General features: G+C 66.8%; 19 protein-coding genes and 1 tRNA gene. 14 read left to right on the top strand and 6 right to left on the bottom strand.

The genetic code is table 11. The annotated features are described in order from the left end of the window. Positions 1 to 232: 232 nt before the first annotated feature. The 3 genes from GGR66_RS05455 to GGR66_RS05465 all read right to left on the bottom strand — a co-directional run bounded on the left by GGR66_RS05455 (position 233) and on the right by GGR66_RS05465 (position 2,828). Positions 233 to 1,390: a DUF2272 domain-containing protein gene (locus GGR66_RS05455; RefSeq protein ID WP_184447550.1), complete on the bottom strand. Its 1,158-nt coding sequence runs from the start codon at positions 1,388 to 1,390 to the stop codon at positions 233 to 235. A 293-nt stretch (positions 1,391 to 1,683) separates the two neighbouring features. Then, entirely contained in the window at positions 1,684 to 2,562 is an 879-nt protein-coding gene (gene nadC / locus GGR66_RS05460; protein WP_184447551.1) for a carboxylating nicotinate-nucleotide diphosphorylase, read from the bottom strand. Further along, entirely contained in the window at positions 2,559 to 2,828 is a 270-nt protein-coding gene (locus tag GGR66_RS05465) for a Trm112 family protein (protein ID WP_010342118.1), read from the bottom strand. Before GGR66_RS05465 ends, nadC begins: the two co-directional genes overlap by 4 nt. Before the next feature lie 58 nt (positions 2,829 to 2,886). On the opposite strand from GGR66_RS05465, the gene purE reads away from it, so the two are divergent. Together purE and GGR66_RS05475 are read left to right on the top strand one after the other, a co-directional pair. Continuing rightward, positions 2,887 to 3,390 (top strand): 5-(carboxyamino)imidazole ribonucleotide mutase, encoded by a 504-nt coding sequence (gene purE, locus GGR66_RS05470; RefSeq protein ID WP_160957090.1) that lies wholly within the window; start codon positions 2,887 to 2,889, stop codon positions 3,388 to 3,390. Continuing rightward, positions 3,387 to 4,535, top strand: coding sequence for a 5-(carboxyamino)imidazole ribonucleotide synthase (locus GGR66_RS05475; protein ID WP_184447552.1), 1,149 nt, complete (start codon positions 3,387 to 3,389; stop codon positions 4,533 to 4,535). Before purE ends, GGR66_RS05475 begins: the two co-directional genes overlap by 4 nt. Before the next feature lie 94 nt (positions 4,536 to 4,629). Here the strand turns inward: GGR66_RS05475 and GGR66_RS05480 are convergent, their stop codons facing one another. Beyond that, on the bottom strand, positions 4,630 to 5,208 hold the full coding sequence (locus tag GGR66_RS05480; RefSeq protein WP_184447553.1) for a Fe-Mn family superoxide dismutase: 579 nt from the start codon (positions 5,206 to 5,208) through the stop codon (positions 4,630 to 4,632). A 125-nt stretch (positions 5,209 to 5,333) separates the two neighbouring features. Between GGR66_RS05480 and grxD the strand changes: the two genes are divergently transcribed. From grxD to ppnN, 5 genes are all read left to right on the top strand, one after another. Then, entirely contained in the window at positions 5,334 to 5,654 is a 321-nt protein-coding gene (gene grxD, locus GGR66_RS05485; protein ID WP_048489897.1) for a Grx4 family monothiol glutaredoxin, read from the top strand. Further along, positions 5,651 to 6,391, top strand: a complete 741-nt coding sequence (locus GGR66_RS05490) for an SDR family NAD(P)-dependent oxidoreductase (RefSeq protein ID WP_184447554.1) — start codon at positions 5,651 to 5,653, stop codon at positions 6,389 to 6,391. Before grxD ends, GGR66_RS05490 begins: the two co-directional genes overlap by 4 nt. Further along, complete coding sequence (locus GGR66_RS05495; protein WP_160967296.1) at positions 6,388 to 6,987, top strand: MarC family protein; 600 nt, start codon at positions 6,388 to 6,390, stop codon at positions 6,985 to 6,987. Before GGR66_RS05490 ends, GGR66_RS05495 begins: the two co-directional genes overlap by 4 nt. Before the next feature lie 396 nt (positions 6,988 to 7,383). Further along, the gene (locus GGR66_RS05500; protein WP_160967298.1) at positions 7,384 to 10,605 is read left to right on the top strand and encodes a TonB-dependent receptor; all 3,222 of its coding nucleotides are present in this window, start codon (positions 7,384 to 7,386) and stop codon (positions 10,603 to 10,605) included. Positions 10,606 to 10,718: 113 nt separating this feature from the next. After that, entirely contained in the window at positions 10,719 to 12,107 is a 1,389-nt protein-coding gene (gene ppnN, locus GGR66_RS05505) for a nucleotide 5'-monophosphate nucleosidase PpnN (RefSeq protein ID WP_184447555.1), read from the top strand. Here ppnN and GGR66_RS05510 read toward each other — a convergent pair. Then, entirely contained in the window at positions 12,097 to 13,134 is a 1,038-nt protein-coding gene (locus tag GGR66_RS05510) for a histidine kinase (protein WP_160967300.1), read from the bottom strand. The genes ppnN and GGR66_RS05510 overlap by 11 nt on opposite strands. Before the next feature lie 227 nt (positions 13,135 to 13,361). Here GGR66_RS05510 and GGR66_RS05515 point away from each other — a divergent pair, with 227 nt between their 5' ends. From GGR66_RS05515 to GGR66_RS05545, 7 genes are all read left to right on the top strand, one after another. Further along, on the top strand, positions 13,362 to 13,856 hold the full coding sequence (locus tag GGR66_RS05515) for a GspH/FimT family pseudopilin (RefSeq protein ID WP_255421638.1): 495 nt from the start codon (positions 13,362 to 13,364) through the stop codon (positions 13,854 to 13,856). A 25-nt stretch (positions 13,857 to 13,881) separates the two neighbouring features. Next, complete coding sequence (gene pilV, locus GGR66_RS05520) at positions 13,882 to 14,358, top strand: type IV pilus modification protein PilV (RefSeq protein WP_160967302.1); 477 nt, start codon at positions 13,882 to 13,884, stop codon at positions 14,356 to 14,358. Further along, positions 14,355 to 15,323 carry a PilW family protein gene (locus tag GGR66_RS05525; protein ID WP_184447557.1) on the top strand — a complete coding sequence of 323 codons (969 nt, stop codon included), beginning with the start codon at positions 14,355 to 14,357 and terminating at the stop codon, positions 15,321 to 15,323. The genes pilV and GGR66_RS05525 overlap by 4 nt, the downstream gene beginning before the upstream one ends. 2 nt (positions 15,324 to 15,325) lie before the next feature. After that, positions 15,326 to 15,898 (top strand): PilX N-terminal domain-containing pilus assembly protein, encoded by a 573-nt coding sequence (locus GGR66_RS05530; protein WP_160967304.1) that lies wholly within the window; start codon positions 15,326 to 15,328, stop codon positions 15,896 to 15,898. Positions 15,899 to 15,909: 11 nt separating this feature from the next. After that, positions 15,910 to 19,662: a pilus assembly protein gene (locus tag GGR66_RS05535; protein WP_184447558.1), complete on the top strand. Its 3,753-nt coding sequence runs from the start codon at positions 15,910 to 15,912 to the stop codon at positions 19,660 to 19,662. Then, a complete protein-coding gene (locus GGR66_RS05540; protein WP_184447559.1) occupies positions 19,662 to 20,084 on the top strand; it encodes a type IV pilin protein in 423 nt (140 codons plus the stop codon). Before GGR66_RS05535 ends, GGR66_RS05540 begins: the two co-directional genes overlap by 1 nt. 89 nt (positions 20,085 to 20,173) lie before the next feature. Continuing rightward, positions 20,174 to 20,250, top strand: a tRNA-Asn gene (locus GGR66_RS05545). A 44-nt stretch (positions 20,251 to 20,294) separates the two neighbouring features. Here the strand turns inward: GGR66_RS05545 and GGR66_RS05550 are convergent. Continuing rightward, positions 20,295 to 20,831: a Tfp pilus assembly protein FimT/FimU gene (locus tag GGR66_RS05550; RefSeq protein WP_160967306.1), complete on the bottom strand. Its 537-nt coding sequence runs from the start codon at positions 20,829 to 20,831 to the stop codon at positions 20,295 to 20,297. Between the last annotated feature and the right edge of the window lie 48 nt (positions 20,832 to 20,879).

A 20,879-nucleotide genomic window follows, 5' to 3' on the forward strand; every position in this document is an offset into this window, starting at 1 on the left:
GGGGATTGGGGATTGGGGATTGGGGATTGGGGATTTGCAAGAGCCGCGCCCTTGGGCCGCGTCGCGCGCTGCTTGCAGATGTCTGGGGCGAGGTGCCTTGGCTGACGGGCGCCTCCAGCCCCCACCATGGTCCTGAGCGAGGCGCCTGCATTGCATTGATCACGCGAGGTGTGCGTCCACCGGAGTCCCGGTGTTTCGAGGTGCCCTGGTGTCACGATTGGGCGAACACGCCTTAGCGCTGTGGCTGTGGCTGTGGCTGAGGTTCGGTCTTGGGTGCCTGGTTGCCGGTGGGCGCGGTGGGTTGCGGCGGTGCTGGTACCGCGATGGGGACGGGTGATGCCGCCGCCGGCGTGTTCGGGATCGTGGGTGGTGTGAGTGGTGCCGGCGGGGTGGCGGGCGTGCCGGGGGCCGCCGCGCTGGCCGCGGGCGCGGCTGGCGTCGCCATCGGCGCGGTGGCGGGATCGGTCGGCGCGGTCGGCAGCAGCATCTGCGCCTGCGGTTGCAGCTTCAGCAGGGCGGACCAGTCCTGGCGGTTGAAGTCGCACAGTTCCTCGTGGCCGGGCGTGCATTCGAGCGCGGCGCCTTCGTCGTTCTGGTCCTGCGCCAGCGGCGCATCCAGTTGCAGGCGCCCGCTGCGGTCCAGCTTGAGCTTGCGCATGGTCACCGCGTTGAACACGTTGCCGCCGATCAGATACAGGGTCTGGTCGCCGCCGACATTGGCCGCGACTACGATGTCGCAATGCGATTCCCACGGCAGCGGGCGGCCGCGCGCCAGCGCCTCGCGCAGGCCGGCAGCGCCGACCGGCTGCCGACGGCCGCGCAGGAAGCACAGCAGGTCGCCGGGCGCGGGTTTTTCCTGCTGCGGGTCGGCAAGGCGATAGGGCAGGCCGTCGGCGCCGGCCTGGTAAGCGGCGCGGATGTAGTCGATATGGCGGATCGAGGTGTGGAAGCCGGCCACGCCAGCGCGCACCATCACGTAGGACACGAAGGCCGCCGACCACGGGTTGTCGACGATGAAGGCGCGGCAGTCGTTCTCGCGATAGCGCGACCCGTCCAGTTGCTGGCAGCTCTCGGCGCCGTCGAAGCGGCCCATCGCGCCCAGCGTGCCGCTGTCGCGCCAGTACGTGGCGACGCGCTGCCAGGCTTCGATGCCATCGTCGGCAAGGTCGGCGCGCTCTGCCTCGGTGACGCGCAGGCCGGCCAGGCGGCCGTCGCGATCGATGAACGGGCGCCACCACAGCCGGTGTTCGTTGCAGGCGGTGCGCACGATCGCCACTGCCGCCGGAGTCAGGCCGAAGCGCGGCGGCAGATCGCAGACTTCCGCGGCCGCGGCGCGGCCGGCGGGAAACAGGGCGGCGACACACAGCAGCGCGAACCAGGGGCGGAACATCGGCGAACTCGGCGGGGAGGGGAAAGCGTGCAGCGTCGCAGAGCGGCGTTGGCGAGGCCGTGAAGTGTAGGGCGTGTCGTGCGATGTAGGCAGGTCGCACCGTGCTGGCTGATGCGTTCGCTGGCGATCAGGCGCCTTGCAGCTTGCCCTGGCGCGTGGCGTGACTCATCCAGCGAGGACTGAAGCGATCAATCTCGGGACCGAGGCATGCGTGCAGACATGCACGCTTGCGAGCGTGGGTCCGCGTTCGCCTTTCGCCACAGCGGTCGCCTCGCCACGTGCAGGTCTTGCCGCTACCGCGGGGGCGGGCCGAGTTTCAGCGATAGATCCACCGCCTGCACGTGTTTGGTCAGGGCGCCGATGGAGATGCAGTCGACGCCGTCGGCGGCGATCGCGCGCACCGCGTCCAGGTCGACACCGCCGGAGACTTCCAGCGGGATCGCGCGGTGGAACGGTGCGGCTGCGGCGATCGCCACCGCGTCGCGGCGCTGCTCCGCGGTGAAGTCGTCGATCAGGATGCGGTCGCAGCCGGCCTCTAGCGCCTCGCGCAGCTGCTCCAGGGTTTCCACCTCGACCACCAGCGGCAGCGCGGGCCACTGCGCGCGCGCGGCGGCCACCGCGGCGGGCAGCGAGCCGGCGGCGTGGATGTGGTTTTCCTTGAGCATCACCGTGTCGTACAGGCCGATGCGGTGGTTGCTGCCGCCGCCGCAACGCACCGCGTACTTCTGCGCCAGGCGCAGGCCGGGCAGGGTCTTGCGCGTATCCAGGATGCGCGCGCCGGTGCCGGCGACTGCAGCCACGTAGGCGGCGGTGGCGGTAGCGGTGGCCGACAGAGTCTGCAGGAAGTTCAACGAGGCGCGCTCGGCGCTGACCAGGGCGCGACTGCGCCCGTGCAGCAGGGCGAGCACGGTGCCGGCGGCCACGCGCTGGCCTTCGGCCACCTGCCAGTCGATCCGTACCTGCGGATCCAGCGCCTGGTGGCAGGCGTCGAACCAGGGGCGGCCGGCGATCACCGCGTCCTGCTTGCACAGCAGGTAGGCGCTGTCGGCACGGTCGGGCAGCAGCGCGGCGGTGACGTCGCCGCTGCCGAGGTCCTCGGCCAGTGCGCGCGCCACGTCGGCGGCGATCAGCTCCGCTGCAGGCGCCTGCGGCGGCGCCGGGTCGCGGCTCATTTGGCCGGGAAGTCGGCGAGTTGGGCGGTGCCGATGGCTTCCTCGGCCAGCAGCACTGGAATGCCGTCGTCGACGCGGAACACCTGCTTGCGGTCGCGGGTGATCAGGGCTTCGCGCAGCGGTTGCGCCTGCGCACTGCCATCGGCGCGCTGCACGCCGCCGGCGGCGATGGCGCGATTCAACGCCTCCAGGCCGCGCGCCTCCAGCAGCGCCAGCGGTTGGCGGGTGTCGGGCGAGCAGAGCAGGTCGAGCAGTTTGCGGTCCATCCGGTCTTCGTCTTGCGTGGAAGACGGCTAGAATACGTCTTTAAGGCAGGGGACGGCCATGACCTCCAAGCAAACCGCGCCGCTCGTCGGCATCGTGATGGGTTCCCGCTCCGATTGGGAGACCATGCAGCATGCGGCGCAGAAACTCGATGCGCTGGGTGTGCCCTATGAAGTGAAGGTGGTGTCGGCGCACCGCACCCCGGACGTGCTGTTCGCCTATGCCGAGCAAGCGGCCGCGCGCGGCCTGCGCGCGATCGTGGCCGGTGCCGGCGGCGCCGCGCACCTGCCGGGCATGCTGGCGGCCAAGACCGCGGTGCCGGTGCTGGGCGTGCCGGTGCAGTCCAAGGCGCTCAACGGCATGGACTCGCTGCTGTCGATCGTGCAGATGCCGGCCGGCATCCCGGTAGCCACGTTCGCGATCGGCGTCGCCGGCGCGGCCAACGCTGCGCTGTTCGCCGCGGCGATGCTGGCTCACGACCACGCCGAGATCGGCGCCGCGCTGGGCGAGTTCCGCCAGCGACAGACCGACGAGGTGATGGCCAAGGACGATCCGCGCCAATGACCACCGTCGGCATTCTGGGGGCGGGGCAGTTGGCGCGCATGCTGGCGGTGGCCGGCGTGCCGCTGGGCCTGCGCTTCGCGCTGCTGGATCCGGCGGCCGATGCCTGCGCCGGGCAGGTGGCGCCGCTGCGGGTCGGCGACTATGCCGACCAGGCCGCGTTGGCGGCGTTCGCGGACGCGGTCGACGTGGCGACCTTCGATTTCGAGAACGTGCCGGCGGACAGCGCCGCGGCCCTGGCCGGACAGGTGCCGGTGTTCCCGAGCCCGGATGCGCTGGCGGTGGCGCAGGACCGCCTGGCCGAGAAGACCCTGTTCCGCGAGCTCGGCATTCCGGTGCCGGCATTCGCCGCGATCGACACCCGCGCCGATCTGGACGCGGCGCTGGCGCAGGTCGGTACGCCGTGCATCCTCAAGACCCGCCGGCTCGGTTACGACGGCAAGGGCCAGTTCCGCATCGCCTCCGCCGCCGACGCCGATGCGGCCTGGGCGGCGCTGGGCGCGCAGGCGGCCAGCGTGGGCCTGATCGCCGAGGCGTTCGTGCCGTTCCAGCGCGAGGTCAGCGTGGTGGCGGTGCGCAGCCGCGACGGCGAATTCCGCACCTGGCCGCTCACCGAGAACTGGCATGTGCACGGTGTGCTCTCGGCCAGCCTGGCCCCGGCGCAGGCCGATGCCGCGCTGGAGCAGGCGGCGGTGGCGCATGCGCGTGCCCTGGCCGAGCGCCTGCAGTACGTGGGCGTGTTCGCGCTGGAACTGTTCTGCCGCGACGGCGAGCTGCTGGCCAACGAGATGGCCCCGCGCGTGCACAACTCCGGCCACTGGACCATCGAAGGCGCGGAAACCTCGCAGTTCGAGAACCACTTGCGTGCGGTGCTGGGGCTGCCGCTCGGTTCCACGCGCATGCGCGGCCACGCCTGCATGCTCAACTGGATCGGCACGATGCCCGATGCCGCAGCGGTGCTTGCGCAGCCCGGCGGACACTGGCACGACTACGGCAAGGAACCGCGCGATGGCCGCAAGGTCGGGCACGCCACCTTGCGCGAGGACACGCCCGAGGCGCTGGCCCACGCACTGCAGGCGGTAGGCGAGCAGCTGCAGCGCCAAGCCCAGGTCGCCCCGGTGATCGCCGCCCTGCGCGGCCAGCGCTGAATCAGGCGCCAGGTCCAGGCCTCGCCTGGGCCAGCAATCGGCGGCCACGGCCGCCGCTCCTGCGACTCCCCAATCCCGACTCCCCACTCCCGGCTCAACGCAAATTGGACGCCGCGAACTCCCAGTTCACCAGCTTCCAGAACGCCTGCAGATAGCGTGCGCGGTCGCCAGGGTAGTCGGTGTAGTAGGCGTGTTCCCAGACATCGCAGGCCAGCAGCGGTGTGTCGTCGCCGGTCAGCGGGGTGCCGGCGTTGGCCGTGCTGACGACCGCCAGACTGGCGTCCGGACGCTGCACCAGCCAGACCCAGCCGGAGCCGAACACGGCCAGTGCCATGCGCTCGAACTCGGCCTTGAACCGGGCCACGTCGCCGAAGCTCTTGGCCAGGCGTTCACCGAGCGCACCGCCGGGTTCGCCGCCGCCGCGCGGGCGCAGGCCGCGCCAGTAGAACTCGTGGTTCCAGACTTCGGCCGCCTCCTGGAACAGCCGGCCCTGCGCGCGCCGCAGCAGGTCCGGCAGCGCCAGCTCGGCCAGGTCGCTGCCGGCCAGTCGCGCATTGAGCCGCTCCACCAGGGCGCGCTGATGCTGGCCGTGGTGCTGTTCCACCGCGGCAGCGGACAGGTGCGGGGCCAGCGCCGCAGCGGCGTAGGGCAGGGGAGCGAGTTCGATGGGCATGGATCCTCTGGCGGTTTCGGGCGCGCGTCGCGGTACTGCCGCGCGCAGGGCTTACACTATGCGGCTACGCGAGAGTCTAGCCGACCGCCAAGGTCGTTCTTTCGCCCCAGCAGGAGAGAACCCGCATGCAGGTGATGGAGCGCATCCAGGCCGACGTCGAACGCCATCCCATCGTGTTGTTCATGAAGGGCACGCCGCAGTACCCGATGTGCGGCTTTTCCAGCCGCGCGTTGCAGGCGCTGCTGGCCGCAGGTGCCGACCGCCTGCACACCGTCAACGTGCTCGACGAGCCGGAGATCCGGGCCAACCTGCCGCGCTACTCGAACTGGCCGACGTACCCGCAGTTGTTCATCCACGGCGAGCTGATCGGCGGCTGCGACATCACCATGGAACTGTTCGAGTCCGGCGAACTGCAGCGCATCGTGACCGAGGCCTACCAGTCGTGAGCGCGCCTGCGTCGCCGCAGGCCGGCGCGCTGGCGCAGCGGGTGATCCTGGTCAGCGGTGCCGCCGGCGGGCTCGGCAGCGCCGCGGCGCTGGCCTGCGCCCAGGCAGGGGCCACGGTGGTCCTGCTGGGGCACAAGCCGGCGCGCTTGAACCGGGTCTACGACGCGATCGCCGCGGTCGGCGCCGCGCCGCTGCTGTATCCGCTGGACATGCTCGGCGCCACTCCCCCGGACTACGCCACCTTGGCCGAGCGCCTGCAGGGCGAACTCGGCCGCCTGGACGGGCTGCTGCACTGCGCCGCCGACTTCGCCGGGCTGACTCCGTTCGAGCATGCCGATCCGGCCCAGTTCGCGCGCGCCCTCCACGTCAACCTGACCGCCGCGGCCTGGCTGACCCAGGCTTGCCTGCCGTTGCTGCGGCAGGCCGAGGATGCCGCGATCGTGTTCGCGGTGGACGATCCGGAGCGGGTCGGCCAGGCCTACTGGGGTGGCTACGGCGCGGCCCAGCATGGCCGCCGCGGCCTGTTGGCGAGCCTGCACGGTGAACTGGCCGCCTCGCGCGTGCGCGTGGCCGGCCTGCAGCCGGGGCCGATGCGCACTGCCTTGCGCGCCCGCGCCTATACCCATCAAGAAGACCTCGATGCGGTCGACCCGGCGCGCTACGCCGGCGCCTGCGTCGAGCTGTTGTCGCCCGCCGGCGCCGCGCACCGCGGCGCGATCTGGAATCCCCTGGCATGACCATTCTGTCGGCAGCGCTGCTGCTGTTCCTGATCCTCGACCCGCTGGGCAATATCCCGGTGTTCCTCAGCGTGCTCAAGCCGCTGCCGGCGCGGCGCCAGCGCGTCGTGCTGGCACGCGAACTGCTGATCGCGCTGGGCGTGCTGATGGGCTTCCTGTGGGGCGGCAAATACGCGCTGGAAGTGATGCATCTGCGCCAGGAGTCGGTGGCCATCGCCGGCGGCATCGTGCTGTTCCTGATCGGCATCCGCATGATCTTCCCGCGCCCGGAAGGGCTGATGGGCGAGATCCCCGACGGCGAGCCCTTCATCGTGCCGCTGGCCATCCCGCTGGTGGCCGGTCCCTCCGGCATGGCCGCGGTGATGCTGATGGGCAGCAACGAGCCGACCCGGCTGGGCGAGTGGAGCCTGGCGCTGATCCTGGCCTGGCTGGGGACCTCGGCGCTGCTGTTCTCCGGCACGCTGCTGTACAAGCTGCTCGGCATGCGCGTGCTGACCGCGGTCGAGCGGCTGATGGGCATGCTGCTGGTGGCGATCTCGGTGCAGATGTTCCTGGACGGGCTCAGCGCCTATCTGAAGCTGCCGGTCGCCGGCTGAGGCCGCCCGCGGCCGAGCGGTGAGCGCCGTGGGGACGGCGCGGTCCCGGCAAATGTTTCGCCGCATCACGCTGCGCCGCTCGCCGGCCAGCGTGTGAGGTCATGGGAGGGCATCCGGTCGATCGCCGCCACATCCCGGCCGTGATCCTGTCTCCTCCTTGTCGCCAAAAGCGGCCAGGACTGGGATCCAGGTCCTGTGATGTCCGCTTGTGCCGGGTTGTCACGATTTGGCAACAAATTGGCCCTATGGTGTTAAACTCATGTTAACCCTTGCGGGGAATCGGCAAGGGTGACCAGCCCCCATTCCGCGGCCGTGCGCCCTTACTCGCACGGCACTGCCATGCGCATTTCGTCAAACTCCATCGAGGCTATTGCAATGATTCAACCCCGTCTGCGGATGTCCAAGCTCACTCTGGGCCTCGTTGCGGCGCTGGCCGCTGCGCCGGTGTTCGCCCAGAGCACCTCCGCCGGTGTCGGCGGTGTGGTGACCCATGGTGGCCAGCCGGTCGCTGGCGCCGAGGTGACCATCACCCACGTCGAGTCGGGTACGGTCAGCCGCGCCACCACCGATGCCGCCGGTCGCTACAACGCGCGCGGCCTGCGCGTCGGCGGTCCGTACAGCATCACCATCACCAAGTCGGGCGACGGCACCAAGACCGAAGACGGCGTGTACCTGAGCGTCAACCAGAACGCCACCATCAACGCCGACCTGACCGGCGACATGGCCGCGCCGACCACGCTGGAGACGGTCAATGCCGTCGCCATCGCCGGCGGCTCGGAAGTGTTCAGCGCCACCAAGATGGGCTCGGGCACCAACGTCGGCCGCGAGCAGATCGAAGCGCTGCCGTCGATCAACGGCAACATCCAGGACTACATGCGCCTGGATCCGCGCGTGGCCTTCGTCGATCGCGCCTCGGGCACGATCAGCGCCGGCGGCCTGAACCCGCGCTACAACTCGATCAACATCGACGGCGTCTCGGCCAGCGACACCTTCGGCCTGGAAGGCAACAACATGACCACCCGGCGCCAGCCGGTGTCGATGGAGGCCATCGAAGCCATCGACGTCAACCTGTCCAACTACGACGTCAGCATCGCCAGCGCCGCCGGCGCCACCGTCAACGCGGTGACCAAGTCCGGTACCAACGAGTTCCACGGTTCGGTGTACGGCAGCTATCGCGACGGCGACTGGTTCGGCGACAACCCGGACGGCAGCAAGTTCAACGGCTTCACCAAGGAGAAGACCTACGGCGCGACCTTCGGCGGCCCGATCGTCAAGGACAAGCTGTTCTTCTTCGCCAACTACGAGAAGTTCCAGCAGGACGCGCCGGGCCTCGACCTGGGCAGCACCGCGCTGGGCAAGGCCAACGCCAAGTACGGCATGGCCGACGTGACCCGCGCCCAGCAGATCGCCCAGAACTACGGCTTCGACGCCGGCACCCTGGACAGCGACGGCAACACCGACCTGAAGGAATACGCGCTCAAGCTCGACTGGAACATCAGCGACAACCACCGCGCCAGCTTCCGCTACAGCAAGCTCGACCAGAGCAAGCTGCGCATCAACGGCGCCGGCAGCTCCAGCCAGGCCTCGCTGAGCTCGTACTGGTACCAGCACGAGAAGTCGGTCGAGAGCTACGTCGGCCAGCTGTTCAGCGACTGGTCCGAGAACTTCTCCACCGAGTTCAAGGTGTCCTACCGCGACTACTCCGCGATCCGCGTGGTGCCGACCAATGCGCCGAGCATCGCCGTGTACTTCGACGGTTCGGTCGCCAACCCGACCGGCGACGTGCTGTACCTGGGCACCGAGACCAACTCGCAGGGCAACATCCTCACCACCAAGACCTGGAACTACTACGGTGCGGGCACGCTGACCCTGGACAACCACAACCTGAAGTTCGGCGTCGACTACAGCACCAACGACATCTACAACCTGTACGGCCGCAACACCTGGGGCGTGTACACCTTCTTCGGCCTGGACAACTTCGCCAGCGGCCGCTGGAGCTCGTACCAGCTCAACCAGGAGCGTAGCCCGGGTTCGATCGCGGCCGACTACAAGAACAGCAACCTCGGCCTGTTCGTGCAAGACACCTGGTACGTCAACAACAACCTGACCCTGACCCTGGGCCTGCGCGGCGATCGTGCGAAGGTGAGCCCGGATCCGACCTACAACGCGGCGGCGCAGGCCTACTTCGGCTACGACAACAGCAAGGTCTTCAACGGCGACTTCCTGATCCAGCCGCGCGTCGGCTTCAACTACACCTTCGACACCGACCGTCCGACCCAGTTGCGCGGTGGCGTGGGCCTGTTCCAGGGCGATGCGCCGCAGGTGTGGATCGGCAACAGCTACTCCAACACCGGCTTCAACTACAACGCCTACAGCTATACCGCCTACAACCCGGCGCTGCCGTTCAGCCCGAACAAGGACACCCAGCCGGTACCGAACGCCCCGGGTTCGGCGACCCAGGGCGTGAGCTTCGTCGGCAATGACTTCAAGCTGCCGTCGCTGTACAAGGCCAACCTGGCCCTGGATCACGAACTGCCGTGGTACGGCATCGTGGCCTCGGCCGAGCTGCTGGTGACCAAGGTCAAGGACGGCCTGTACTACAAGAGCCTGAACATCGGTCGCGTCAATGGCCAGGGCCAGGATCCGAGTGCGGCCTACTATGGTCCGGACGGCCGTGCGCTGTACTGGAACCCGGCCCGTACCGGCCGTCCGTGGGCGACCGGCGACAACCGCTACAACCGCAACCAGGCGTATAGCGACGTCTACCTGATCGACAACACCGACAAGGGCAAGACCCAGCAGTTCACCGTGTCGCTGTCCAAGCCGTTCAGCGAAGGCGGCGACTGGTCCTGGACCCTGGGCTACACCTACACCCACGCCACCGAAGTCGGCTCGCTGACCAGCTCCACCGCCAGCTCGGGCTGGGGCTACCAGTACGCCTTCAACGCCAACTCGGAAACCGAGAACACCTCGCGCTACGAGATCAAGGACCGCATCTCCGGTTCGCTGGACTGGAAGCACATGTTCTTCGGCGACTACGAGACCCGCGTGGGCCTGGTCTACGAAGGCCGCAGCGGCCGTCCGTACAGCTACGTGTTCAACGGCGACGCCAACGGCGACGGTCGTTCGACCAACGACCTGTTCTACGTGCCGAAGGGCCCGGGCGATGTGCTGTTCGGCACGCTGAGCAGCACCGGTGCGTTCACCGCCAACCCGGCGCTGCAGCAGCAGTTCTTCGACTGGCTGGCCAAGAACCCGCAGCTGGCCAAGTACGCCGGCAGCTACGCCCCGGCCAACGGCTTCCGTTCCGGCTGGATCAACACCTTCGACGTGCGCATCACCCAGCAGCTGCCCGGCTTCTTCAAGGGTCACAAGTCCGAGGTCTGGCTGGACATCCAGAACGTGGGCAACCTGCTGAACAAGAAGTGGGGCCGGATCTACGACTACGGCTTCTACGCCGACGCCCGCGTCGCCAACCTGCAGGGCATCTATCAGGGCAAGTACGTGTACAACACCCTGTACACCGACCAGCCGACGGCCGCCAACGCCGACGCCGATGGTTTCAACACCGGCGTGTCGCAGTGGTCGCTGCAGTTGGGCTTCCGCTATCAGTTCTGATCGCGGCGCAGGCTAGCTGAAGCGTTGGGAACGGCCGGGGCGACCCGGCCGTTTTCTTTTTGTGGGGGCTGACGTTAAAGTCGCCGGCTGACGACACCGACAAGACATCCGATATGACGACCAGCAATACGGCCGCGCGCGCGCTGCCGGTAGTGGATGCGCGGATCTACCCGCGCGGCGGCCTGGACATCCTCTCGCGCGTGGAAGTGGCGCGCCTGCGCGATGCCTCCAGCGGCGGCCTGCACGAACTGCTGCGGCGCTGCGCGTTGGCGGTGCTGACCAGCGGCAGCGCGTCCGACGACCCGCGCGCGGCGCGCGACCTGTATCCCGACTTCGACATCCAGGTGGTGCAGCGCGACCGCGGTGTGCGCATCGATCTGCTCAACGCGCCGGCGATGGCCTTCGTCGACGGCGAGATCATCAACGGCGTGGCCGAGCTGCTGTTCGCCGTGGTCCGCGACCTGGCCTACATGGCCATCGAGCTCGGCCCGGAATCGACCACCGATCTGCAGTCCAGCGAAGGCATCACCAACGCGGTGTTCGGCCAGTTGCGCAACGCGCGCATCCTGCAGCCGAACGATCCCAAGCTGGTGGTGTGCTGGGGCGGCCATTCGATCTCGCGCGACGAGTACCTGTACACCAAGCAGGTCGGCTACGAGCTGGGGTTGCGCGGGTTGGACATCTGCACCGGCTGCGGCCCGGGTGCGATGAAGGGGCCGATGAAGGGCGCCACCATCGCCCACGCCAAGCAGCGCAAGCACGACAACCGCTACATCGGCGTGACCGAGCCGGGCATCATCGCCGCCGAGTCGCCGAACCCGATCGTCAACCACCTGGTGATCATGCCGGACATCGAGAAGCGCCTGGAGGCCTTCGTCCGCATCGGTCACGGCATCATCGTGTTCCCCGGTGGCGTCGGTACCGCCGAAGAGATCCTGTACCTGCTCGGTATCCTGCTGCGCGAGGAGAACCGCGACCTGCCGTTCCCGCTGATCCTCACCGGCCCGACCATCGCCGCGCCGTATTTCGAGCAGATCGATCGCTTCCTGCGCCTGACCCTGGGCGAAGTGGCGACCTCGCGCTACGAGATCGTGGTCGGCGATCCGGTGGCGGTGGCGCGCAAGATGGCCGCCGGCATCCAGCAGGTACGCACGCACCGCAAGGAGCAGAGGGACGCGTTCTACTTCAACTGGTCGGTGGACATCCCGCTGGAATATCAGCGTCCGTTCGAGCCGACTCACGAGGCGATGGCCGCGCTGGATCTGCACCATGGCCGTCCGCCGCACGCATTGGCCGCTGACCTGCGTCGCGCCTTCTCCGGCATCGTCGCCGGCAACGTCAAGGAAGACGGCATGCGCCGCATCGAGCAGCATGGCCCGTTCGAGATCCATGGCGATGCGGACATGATGCAGGCGCTGGACGAACTGCTGCGCGCCTTCGTCGAACAGCGCCGCATGAAGATCTCCGGCGAGTACCGGCCCTGCTACCGGGTCATGGCCTGAGTCCGATCCGGATCGTCGCGACGAACCAGGCGCCATCGCTGGCGGTGTGCAGCGAGGCGCCTTCCATGCTTTCCAGGCGCGTGCGCAGGGCCGACAGGCCGACGCGGTGACCGCGACCGATGTGCGGCGACAGGCCGCCTGCCGGCACTGCGTTGCGCACCCGGATCTCCAGGGCGCCGTCGCGTTCGCCGATGGCGATGCCGATCTCGCCGCCCTCGGCAGTGCATTCGATGCCGTGATGCACGGCGTTCTCCAGCAGCGGTTGCAACGACAGCCGCGGAATCCGCACCGGTACCGACATCTCGGGTAAATCCCACTGCACGCGCAGGCGCGGCCCGAAGCGGATCGCCTCGATGTCCAGGTAACGCCTGGCCAGGTCGATCTCGTCCTGCAGGTCGACCAGGTCCGGCGCCGCCAGCGCGGCGCGAAACAGGTCCGACAGGTCCATCAGCAGCTGTTCCACCTGCTGCGGTTGCCGGTGCACCAGCATCACCGCGGTGTTGAGCGTGTTGAACAGGAAGTGCGGCTGCACGCGCGCGGTCAGCGCGTCGATCTCGGCCTGCTTGGCGCGTTCGACCAGTTGCTTGATGCGCACATGGTTGTGCAGCGCGGCCATGCCGAGCAGGCCAATCAGCAGGGCGATGCCGGACAACTGCAGCGACAATGCCAGCCATGCGCGGCTGGAGAGCTGCCAGTAGTCGCCGAAGGCATACAGGATCACCCCGCTGATCAGCCAGGTCAGTGCCTGCATCAGGCCCAACGTGGCCACGGTGATGGACAGGAAGCCGCCTCCGGCCAGCGCCCGGCGCAACAGCAGCAGGCTGGCCAGGGTCAGCAGCGCGACCCACTGGATGCCCAGCGATGCCAGCCCGAAGTAGACCCAGCGGCTTCCGGCCATGCCCGCACCCGGGACCGGGGTCAGGGCCAGGATGGCGGCGATGCATTCGCCGGCCATCACGATCCAGATCAGGGTCGAGGGTTGCTTGAGGACCTGCAGCTGGTCGTTGGAATAGGCGGAGGCGGGCATCGGGGCGGAAGGCGGTGGGGCAGGGCCGAGGTGCATCATGCCGGCTGACGCCGCGCCGCGCACGGTCCGTCCACTCCCCCATATCCGCCATCCGTCGGCAACGGCTGGCGCGTGGGCGGTCCGGCCGCTAGCGTGGCCGGCGGGAGAATCTGGGGAAGACTATGGCGGTTCCTTGCGAGCGTGGCCTTGCCGAGCGGACGCAACGTGGCTTCACGCTGGTGGAGCTGATGGTCACCGTGGCGGTGCTGGCCATCATCATGGCGCTGGCAGTGCCCAGCTTCACCGGCCTGATCCGCAGCAACCGCCTGACCAGCGCCGCCAACGAGCTGATCGCCGCGGTGCAGTTGACGCGCTCGGAAGCGGTGCGCCTGAACGGTGGTGTCAGCCTCTGCCGTAGCGACGACGGTGCCACCTGCGCCAGCGGCGGCAACTGGACCCGTTACCTGACCGTGGCCCGCGACGGCACCGTGCTGCGCAGCACGACCCTGCGCACCGGCCTGGTCGTCACCAGTAGCACCCTGGATGCCCTCGGCGACAAGCTGACCTTCGGTGCCGACGGCATTGCGCGCAACAGCAGCGGTACGCCAGTGACAGGCGGCATCGTGGTCTGCATGGCGGTTACCAACCCTTCCAACAATGTCCGGAGCGTCAAGCTGATGGGCGGCAGCCGCGCCCAGGTCACATCGACATCCGACGGCGGCAGCTGTACCACCACCGGCTGAGCCGGTTCCGGCAAGCGGAGACACCATGAAGCGGTTCCAGAGCGGCAGACACATGGCAGGCGTCACCCTCATCGAGGTGATGATCTCGGTGTTGATCCTGGGAGTGGGGATGCTGGGCGTGGCGGCGATGCAGACCACGGCGCTGCGCAACAACCAGAGCGCGCTGCAGCGCAGCCAGATCGTCATGCAGACCTACACGATCCTCGATGCGATGCGCGCCAACCGCAGCGCGGCGATGCTCGGGGCCTACAACACCGGCAGCATGCTGTGCACGGCGCCGGCGGCGGGCGATCTGGTGGCGACCGACAAGTCGGTCTGGCTCAACGGCTTGAAGGATGCGATTGGCGGCGACAAGACCACGACCTGCGGTTCCATCGCCTGCAACGACGGCAATTGCACGATCACCGTGCAATGGGACGACAGCCGCGGAATGAACTCCAGTGCTAACGGCAACATCAGCGGCAGCGCGACCCAGACCCTGAGCACGACGGCCCAACTGTGAACATACGTATCGCGCTTACGCCGCCGCGGCGCCAATCCGGCTTCAACCTGATCGAGCTGATGATTTCGATGCTGCTCGGCCTGCTGGTGGTCGGTGCGGCGATCGGCATCTTCCTGTCCAACCGCCAGACCTATGCGGCGACCGAGGGCCTGAGCCGGATCCAGGAGTCGGCGCGGACCGGCTTCGAGATGATGGCCCAGGACATCCGCGAGGCCGGCGGCAATCCTTGCGATTCCGGATTGCCGGTGGCGAACGTGCTGAACAATCCGACGGCGAGCTGGTGGATGAATTGGGCGTTGCCGCTGACCGGTTACGAGAACACTAGCCCGTCCGGCCTCTCCATCACGTCAGGCACTGACGCGATCCAGATCCTGTCCGCTGGTACCGGCGGTGCGACCGTGACGGCGCACAACCCCGCGAACCAGACGCTGACGCTCAACGCGGCAGCGCCGGATCTGCACAGCAACGCGATCATGCTGCTGTGCGACCGCCAGCAACTGGCGGTGCTGCAGGTGAACAGCGTTTCCGGCACCACTGCCAATTACTCCAGTGGTGGGCTCAACGCCTGCACGCGGCTCGGGCGCCTGCCGGGCGTGTGTGTCGCTGGTTCGAACAATTACCAATACGAGATCAACTCCATCCTGACCGAAGTGCGGGCCGTACGCTGGTATGTGGCCGCCAGCAGCGGCGGGGCGGGGGGCACGTCCCTGTATCAGGAAGTGATCGCGCCAGGCGGCACGAGTCAGAAGAACGAAATCGCCGATGGCGTCACCGGCCTGCAGTTCAAATACCTGTCCACCGGCGGCACCGCCTATGCCGATGCAAGCGGCGTGGGCAATTGGGCCAACGTCATCGCGGTGCAGATCAGCATGACCGTCAGCGCCAACACGGCGGCCGGCGCAAACCAGCAGCCGGCGACACGGACTTTCAGCACGATCGTGAGCATCAGGAACCGGAACCCGTGAACATGTCTCCGTCGCCCCGCCGGCAGGCCGGCATTTCGCTCATCGTCGTCCTGCTGCTGTTGCTGGTGATGACCCTGCTGGGACTGGCCGTGCTGCGCGGCACGCTGCTGCAGGAGCGCATGTCCTCCAACATGTACGACCGCAGCCTGGGATTCCAGGCCGCCGAAAGCGCCTTGCGCGATGCGGAGAAGGTCATTCAGACCGCCGCTGCAGCCGGCAATACCGTCGGCTTCAACTGCTCGTCAGGCACCACGGTATGTCCGGCCGTGCCCAGTAACACGTATACCGGCAATGCCTCCAGCGGCTGTGCGCTGGGCACCCAGGAGTGCTGGGTGAACGGCACGGTGGCGCCGAAGGGCCAGGCAGTGCCGGCCCAGTACTACATCCAGTATCTGGGCCAGCGCACCAGCGAGGATCAGTTGGGCCTGGGGTCGAGCATCAACCAGAACCAGTACGGCGGTACCGGCGGCACGTCGCTTGAAAAATACTATCGGGTGATCGCGCGTAGCGGCGATCCGTCCGCGTCCAATGGCCGCGCCATTGTCGTGCTGCAGACCAACGTCACCGTCAAGTAATGGAGCCCTCTATGACCAGTCGAGCGAAGAAGACGACATACCGGGACTGGCTCCTTGCCGTGGTGGCAGGCCTGTTCATCGGTACCGTGGGTGGTGCCGGTGCGGATGTGGATGTCTCGCAGTCGCCGCTGTATGTCGGTAGCGATGTGCCGGGCAACCTGGCCTTCGTGCCGTCGGTGGAATTTCCGACGGTCATCAGCAAGGCGAATCTGTCCGATACCTATTCGGTGACGAGCAGGTTCGTCGGCTATTTCGACTCCGAGAAGTGCTACAGATACCACTACAGCGACACCGAGAGCGACCGCTACTTCTACCCGGTCAGCCTGCTCGGTAACAATCCGAGCAGCTATGCCTGTACCGGTGCGGGCGTCTGGGCGGGCAACTTCCTCAACTGGGCCGCGACCCAGACCATCGATCCGTTCCGCTCGGCGTTGACCGGTGGCTATCGTTCGCGCGACACGGCGAGCGAGACGCTGCTGGAAAAGGCGGTCGCCGATCGCCCAGCGACCAGCAATTTTCCGCGTCGTTCGATCAGCAACAATGCCACGCTGATCGCGGGGGGGACGGGTGCGCAGTGGCAGAATTTCAATATGCGCATCGACGGGCTGGGCAACCAGATGTTCTTTGCCAACGGAAGCCTGGTCGATCCCTCCTCGAATCAGCAAATCGCCTACGATCCGAGCAAGCATGCCCTGAATGGCAGCTTTCTCAAGCCGGACGGTTCTCCGTGTAACACGCTTTTCAACATAGGCTGCGTGCGCGACACCACCTTGACCTTTCAGGTCTCGGTGCGGGTCAAAGTGTGCGATGCCAGCTTGGGCGCGGGGTACCTTGAAGACAACTGCGTTGCCTATCCGAGCGGCTATTACAAGCCTGAGGGCTTGATCCAGCAGTATGCCAAGCGGATCCGTTACAGCGTCTTCGGCTACAAGAACACGGATGATCCTTCCGTGGACAGCGGTGTCTTGCGTGCCAACCAGAAATTCGTAGGCCCCTATACCTACAATCCCGACCAGGGAACGCTCGCGAATACGGCGCGAGAGTGGGATCCGCAGACGGGTGTCATCTACCAGAATCCCGATGCCTCCGACGCCGCAGCGACAACGTCGGCAATCGGCGGAACAGACCCCCGGTATCAGGTCGTCAACAGCGGCGTCATCAATTATCTGAACAAGTTCGGTCAACTCAATACCGGCAAGAACGTCAAGTCGTACGACGATGTCAGTGAGCTCTATTACGCCGCAATCCGCTATTTCAAGCACCAGGGCAATATCGCGGCCTACTCTTCGTTGAGTGGGAACGCGCAGCAGCGATACCAGCAAACCGATGGTTTCCCGGTCATCACCCAGTGGAACGATCCGATTTCTTATCGCTGCCAGATCAATGTGATCTTGGGAATCGGCGACACCAATACGCATTTGGACAAGAATCTGCCAGGCAACACCACCAATTTGAGTGGCGAGCCGGCCACGCCGCCGGAAGTGACCCGCGATACCTCGGTCAGCGTCATCGACCGCATGACGCAGATCTGGCGCAAGGAAGGCAAGTCTGCCTCCGACGCCGCCTCCAGCGCGGTCACGCCGCAGTTCAATAGCGACAAGAACTCCGCCTACATCGCGGCGCTCGCCTACGACGCGCATACCAAGGATCTGCGCCCGGACAACGCCAGCGACGGTCTGGCCGGCAAACAGACCCTGTCCACACACTGGGTCGACGTGGTGGAGTATGGCGATTACAAGTCGCCAAACACCAACCAATATTGGCTGACCACGAAGTACGGCGGTTTCCGTGTGCCGGAAGGCTACGATCCGGAGACCAATATCAGCGCCTTGGCGGACTCCACCTGGTGGGACGGCAGCTCCTACGTCAATGGCAATACCAATTACAAGAAGCCGGACAATTACTACCTCGCCGCCGACGCGGAAAAGATGGTGGCCAGCCTGCGCCAGGCGTTCGAGCGCATCCTGGAGGAGATGAAGGGGTCCGCGGCGTCCCTCGCCAGTAACACGACCAAGCTGGAGGCTGGGGCGCGGACGTACCAGTCGGTGTTCTACAGCGGTACCTGGCGTGGCGATGTGGTGGCGTACGACGTCAACCAGACCACCGGCGCGCTGACGCAGGCGTGGAGCGCGAGCGCGCAGTTCCCGGCATGGGATACCCGGACAATCAAGTTCGTCAACTCGAACGGGAATCTGGACAACTTCGCCTATGGCAAGCTCTCCGGAACGCCGTTGTCGTCCGCAACGCAGAACCAGATTAACTATCTGCGTGGCGATCGCTCGCAGGAGAAGGCCAACGGTGGCGTCTTGCGTACCCGTACCGGCATCCTGGGCGACATCGTCAATTCGCAGCCGGTCTATGTGGGAGCGCCCAATCCGCGTCTTTACACGACGGCGACGTTCAACGGCGCCAGCACGTATGCCTCCTTCGCCGCGGCCAAGTCCACACGCGCGCCGATGATCTATGTCGGTGCCAATGACGGCATGCTGCATGGGTTCGATGCCAGCACCGGCGCGGAGAAGTTCGCCTTCGTGCCGAAAGCGGCGATGACCGGGTTGCTCGATTACACCGATCCGAACTACCAGCACCGGTATTACGTGGATGGCGAACTCACCGTGTCGGACGTCTACTCCGGGAGCGGCTGGCGCTCGGTGCTGATCGGCACTATGGGGCGTGGCGGCAAGGGTATGTTCGCGCTGGATGTCACTGACCCCAACAACATCACGCTGCTGTGGGACAAGACGTCCACGACAACCGACCTCGTCGGGCTGGGGAACAATCTCGGCAAGCCGATCATCGGGCAGCTCGCCAACGGGCAGTGGTACGCGATGCTCGGCAATGGCCCCAACAGCAGCGGCGATTCAGCGGATCTCATCTTGGTGAACGCCATCACTGGCGCGTCGAGCCGCATCCAGACGGGGGCGAGTGGCAACAATGGCCTGTCCGCTGTATTGGCCTGGTCGTCCAACAACGATTTCATCGTCGATCGCCTATATGCCGGGGATCTCAACGGGAATGTCTGGCGATTCAACATGACCGGCACGAGCGGTACCGCGAGCAGGCTGTTCTCCGCCAGCTATGGGGCGAAGGCGCAGCCGATCACCGCGGCGCCCACGGCGGCGAAGGACCCGGCGACGGGCTTGACCTGGGTGTTCTTCGGCACCGGCAAGTATCTTTCCAGTGGCGATATCGGCAACAAGGACGTCCAGTCCTGGTACGGCCTGATCGACCGCGGCAGCACCATTCCTTCCAATCGCACCACCCTGAACAAGGTCAACATCCTGCAGGAAGGCACCGTCAACGGCTTTGCCGTGCGCGTGATCGAGGACAAGCCCAGCGCCGGACAGGACGGCTGGTACATGGACTTGCTGTCGCCTCCCGGCACGCCGCAGGGCGAGCGCATGGTGGTGTCCAACTTCTTCCAGGGCACTGCGCTGATCGGCACCACGCGTATTCCGGATTCGGGCGATGTGTGCAGCCCCAGCGGCAAGGGCTTTGTGATGGCGATCAACCCCTTCACCGGCGGCCGGCTGTCTCAATCCTTCTTCGACCTGGACGGCAGCGGCGGATCCAGCACCGGCGATACACTCAATGGCGCTCCCGTCTCCGGCATCGGCCTGAACAGCAGTCCCAATAGTCCGATCTTCATCGGCAACCAGATGCAGATCGCGTTGGACAACGCGAGTACGACCACGCTCGGTACCAATAGCAGCGCGCTCAGCATGAAGCGCGTGTCCTGGCGCGAACTCCTGAGGAACAATTGATGCGATCACTCACTTCCACGGCCCGTCGTCAGCGCGGCTTCACCCTGATCGAACTGATGATCGTGGTCGCGATCGTAGGCGTTCTGGCGGCGATCGCCTTCGCCAGCTATCAATCCTACGTCATCAAATCGCGTCGCTCGGCCGCGTCCGTCTGTCTGCAGCAGGGCGTGCAGCTCATCGAGCGGTACTACACGACCAACATGTCGTACGCCAATGTGCCGCTGCCGACTTGCCCGAGCGATGCGGTGCAGTTCTATGATCTGTCGTTCAGCGTTGCGCCCACTGCGAATGCATTCAAGCTGACGGCGACGCCTCGCGCGGACAGCCCTCAGGCAAAGGACACCCAGTGCGGCGCGCTCAGCATCGACCAGAAGGGGACGCGGACGACGTCCACCGGCGCTGGCGAGGGCACCTGCTGGTGATGCTGGGCGGATAGGGCGCAGCTGCAACCAGCGAGGCGCGCGGTCACCCCTTGCGGTCGGCATGAGGCCTCTATACAATGCGCCTCCCCGCCCGAATAGCTCAGCCGGTTAGAGCACTTGACTGTTAATCAGGGGGTCGTTGGTTCGAGTCCAACTTCGGGCGCCAAATCCGCAAAGGCCGCGAGCGATCGCGGCCTTTGCTTTTGCGTGTTAGTCCGGCGTCCGGCAGGGCATCGGTTCCGTCGTTTTCCGGGTGCGGATGCGTCCGGTGTTGTTCACCACCACCGCGGCGCGTAGCTGCCCCCGCTCGCAGATGCTGACGGTCAGGTTGCTGCCGGCGCTGCGGCCATCGGGCAGGAAGCGGATCGAGGGCCGGCCGCGGTTGGAGCGCAGGACCAGGGTGCCGGCGCCCGGTGCGCTGCCTTCGCTGAGGATGCTGTCCGGTGCGATGGGCTGGCCTTGCCGTTCCGGGTCGCGGAACACCAGCCAGCCCTGGCTCCAGTCGCTGTCGCTGCGGCAACTGCCGTCTCCGTTGGACGGGCAGGCGCTGACCGGGACGCCTGAGCTGATGGCGCTGCTGCGCGCCAGGGCGAGGTGTGCGCTCAGTTGGTGCGTGGCGGCCGTCAAGCGCTGGTTTGCCAGCATTTCCCGGAATGCTGGCAGGCCGATGCCGGCGACCAGGCAGATCACCACCATCACGATCATCGCCTCGAGCAATGTGTAGCCTTTGACCGCAGCGTTGCGCATGTCCGTCGTCTCCCGGTGCGAGGTCGCCAGTCTCGCGGCGGGGCGGCA

It is taken from the genome of Xanthomonas sp. 3498, assembly GCF_014199795.1.
Classification (GTDB): domain Bacteria; phylum Pseudomonadota; class Gammaproteobacteria; order Xanthomonadales; family Xanthomonadaceae; genus Xanthomonas_A; species Xanthomonas_A rydalmerensis.

What these genes read in the sequence shown, in the direction of transcription:
- GGR66_RS05455 (WP_184447550.1), bottom strand. Translation starts at nt 1,390, where the DNA reads ATGTTCCGCCCCTGGTTCGCGCTGCTGTGTGTCGCCGCCCTGTTTCCC.
- nadC (WP_184447551.1), bottom strand. Translation starts at nt 2,562, where the DNA reads ATGAGCCGCGACCCGGCGCCGCCGCAGGCGCCTGCAGCGGAGCTGATC.
- GGR66_RS05465 (WP_010342118.1), bottom strand. Translation starts at nt 2,828, where the DNA reads ATGGACCGCAAACTGCTCGACCTGCTCTGCTCGCCCGACACCCGCCAA.
- purE (WP_160957090.1), top strand. Translation starts at nt 2,887, where the DNA reads ATGACCTCCAAGCAAACCGCGCCGCTCGTCGGCATCGTGATGGGTTCC.
- GGR66_RS05475 (WP_184447552.1), top strand. Translation starts at nt 3,387, where the DNA reads ATGACCACCGTCGGCATTCTGGGGGCGGGGCAGTTGGCGCGCATGCTG.
- GGR66_RS05480 (WP_184447553.1), bottom strand. Translation starts at nt 5,208, where the DNA reads ATGCCCATCGAACTCGCTCCCCTGCCCTACGCCGCTGCGGCGCTGGCC.
- grxD (WP_048489897.1), top strand. Translation starts at nt 5,334, where the DNA reads ATGCAGGTGATGGAGCGCATCCAGGCCGACGTCGAACGCCATCCCATC.
- GGR66_RS05495 (WP_160967296.1), top strand. Translation starts at nt 6,388, where the DNA reads ATGACCATTCTGTCGGCAGCGCTGCTGCTGTTCCTGATCCTCGACCCG.
- GGR66_RS05500 (WP_160967298.1), top strand. Translation starts at nt 7,384, where the DNA reads ATGTCCAAGCTCACTCTGGGCCTCGTTGCGGCGCTGGCCGCTGCGCCG.
- ppnN (WP_184447555.1), top strand. Translation starts at nt 10,719, where the DNA reads ATGACGACCAGCAATACGGCCGCGCGCGCGCTGCCGGTAGTGGATGCG.
- GGR66_RS05510 (WP_160967300.1), bottom strand. Translation starts at nt 13,134, where the DNA reads ATGCCCGCCTCCGCCTATTCCAACGACCAGCTGCAGGTCCTCAAGCAA.
- GGR66_RS05515 (WP_255421638.1), top strand. Translation starts at nt 13,362, where the DNA reads ATGGTCACCGTGGCGGTGCTGGCCATCATCATGGCGCTGGCAGTGCCC.
- pilV (WP_160967302.1), top strand. Translation starts at nt 13,882, where the DNA reads ATGAAGCGGTTCCAGAGCGGCAGACACATGGCAGGCGTCACCCTCATC.
- GGR66_RS05530 (WP_160967304.1), top strand. Translation starts at nt 15,326, where the DNA reads ATGTCTCCGTCGCCCCGCCGGCAGGCCGGCATTTCGCTCATCGTCGTC.
- GGR66_RS05535 (WP_184447558.1), top strand. Translation starts at nt 15,910, where the DNA reads ATGACCAGTCGAGCGAAGAAGACGACATACCGGGACTGGCTCCTTGCC.
- GGR66_RS05540 (WP_184447559.1), top strand. Translation starts at nt 19,662, where the DNA reads ATGCGATCACTCACTTCCACGGCCCGTCGTCAGCGCGGCTTCACCCTG.
- GGR66_RS05550 (WP_160967306.1), bottom strand. Translation starts at nt 20,831, where the DNA reads ATGCGCAACGCTGCGGTCAAAGGCTACACATTGCTCGAGGCGATGATC.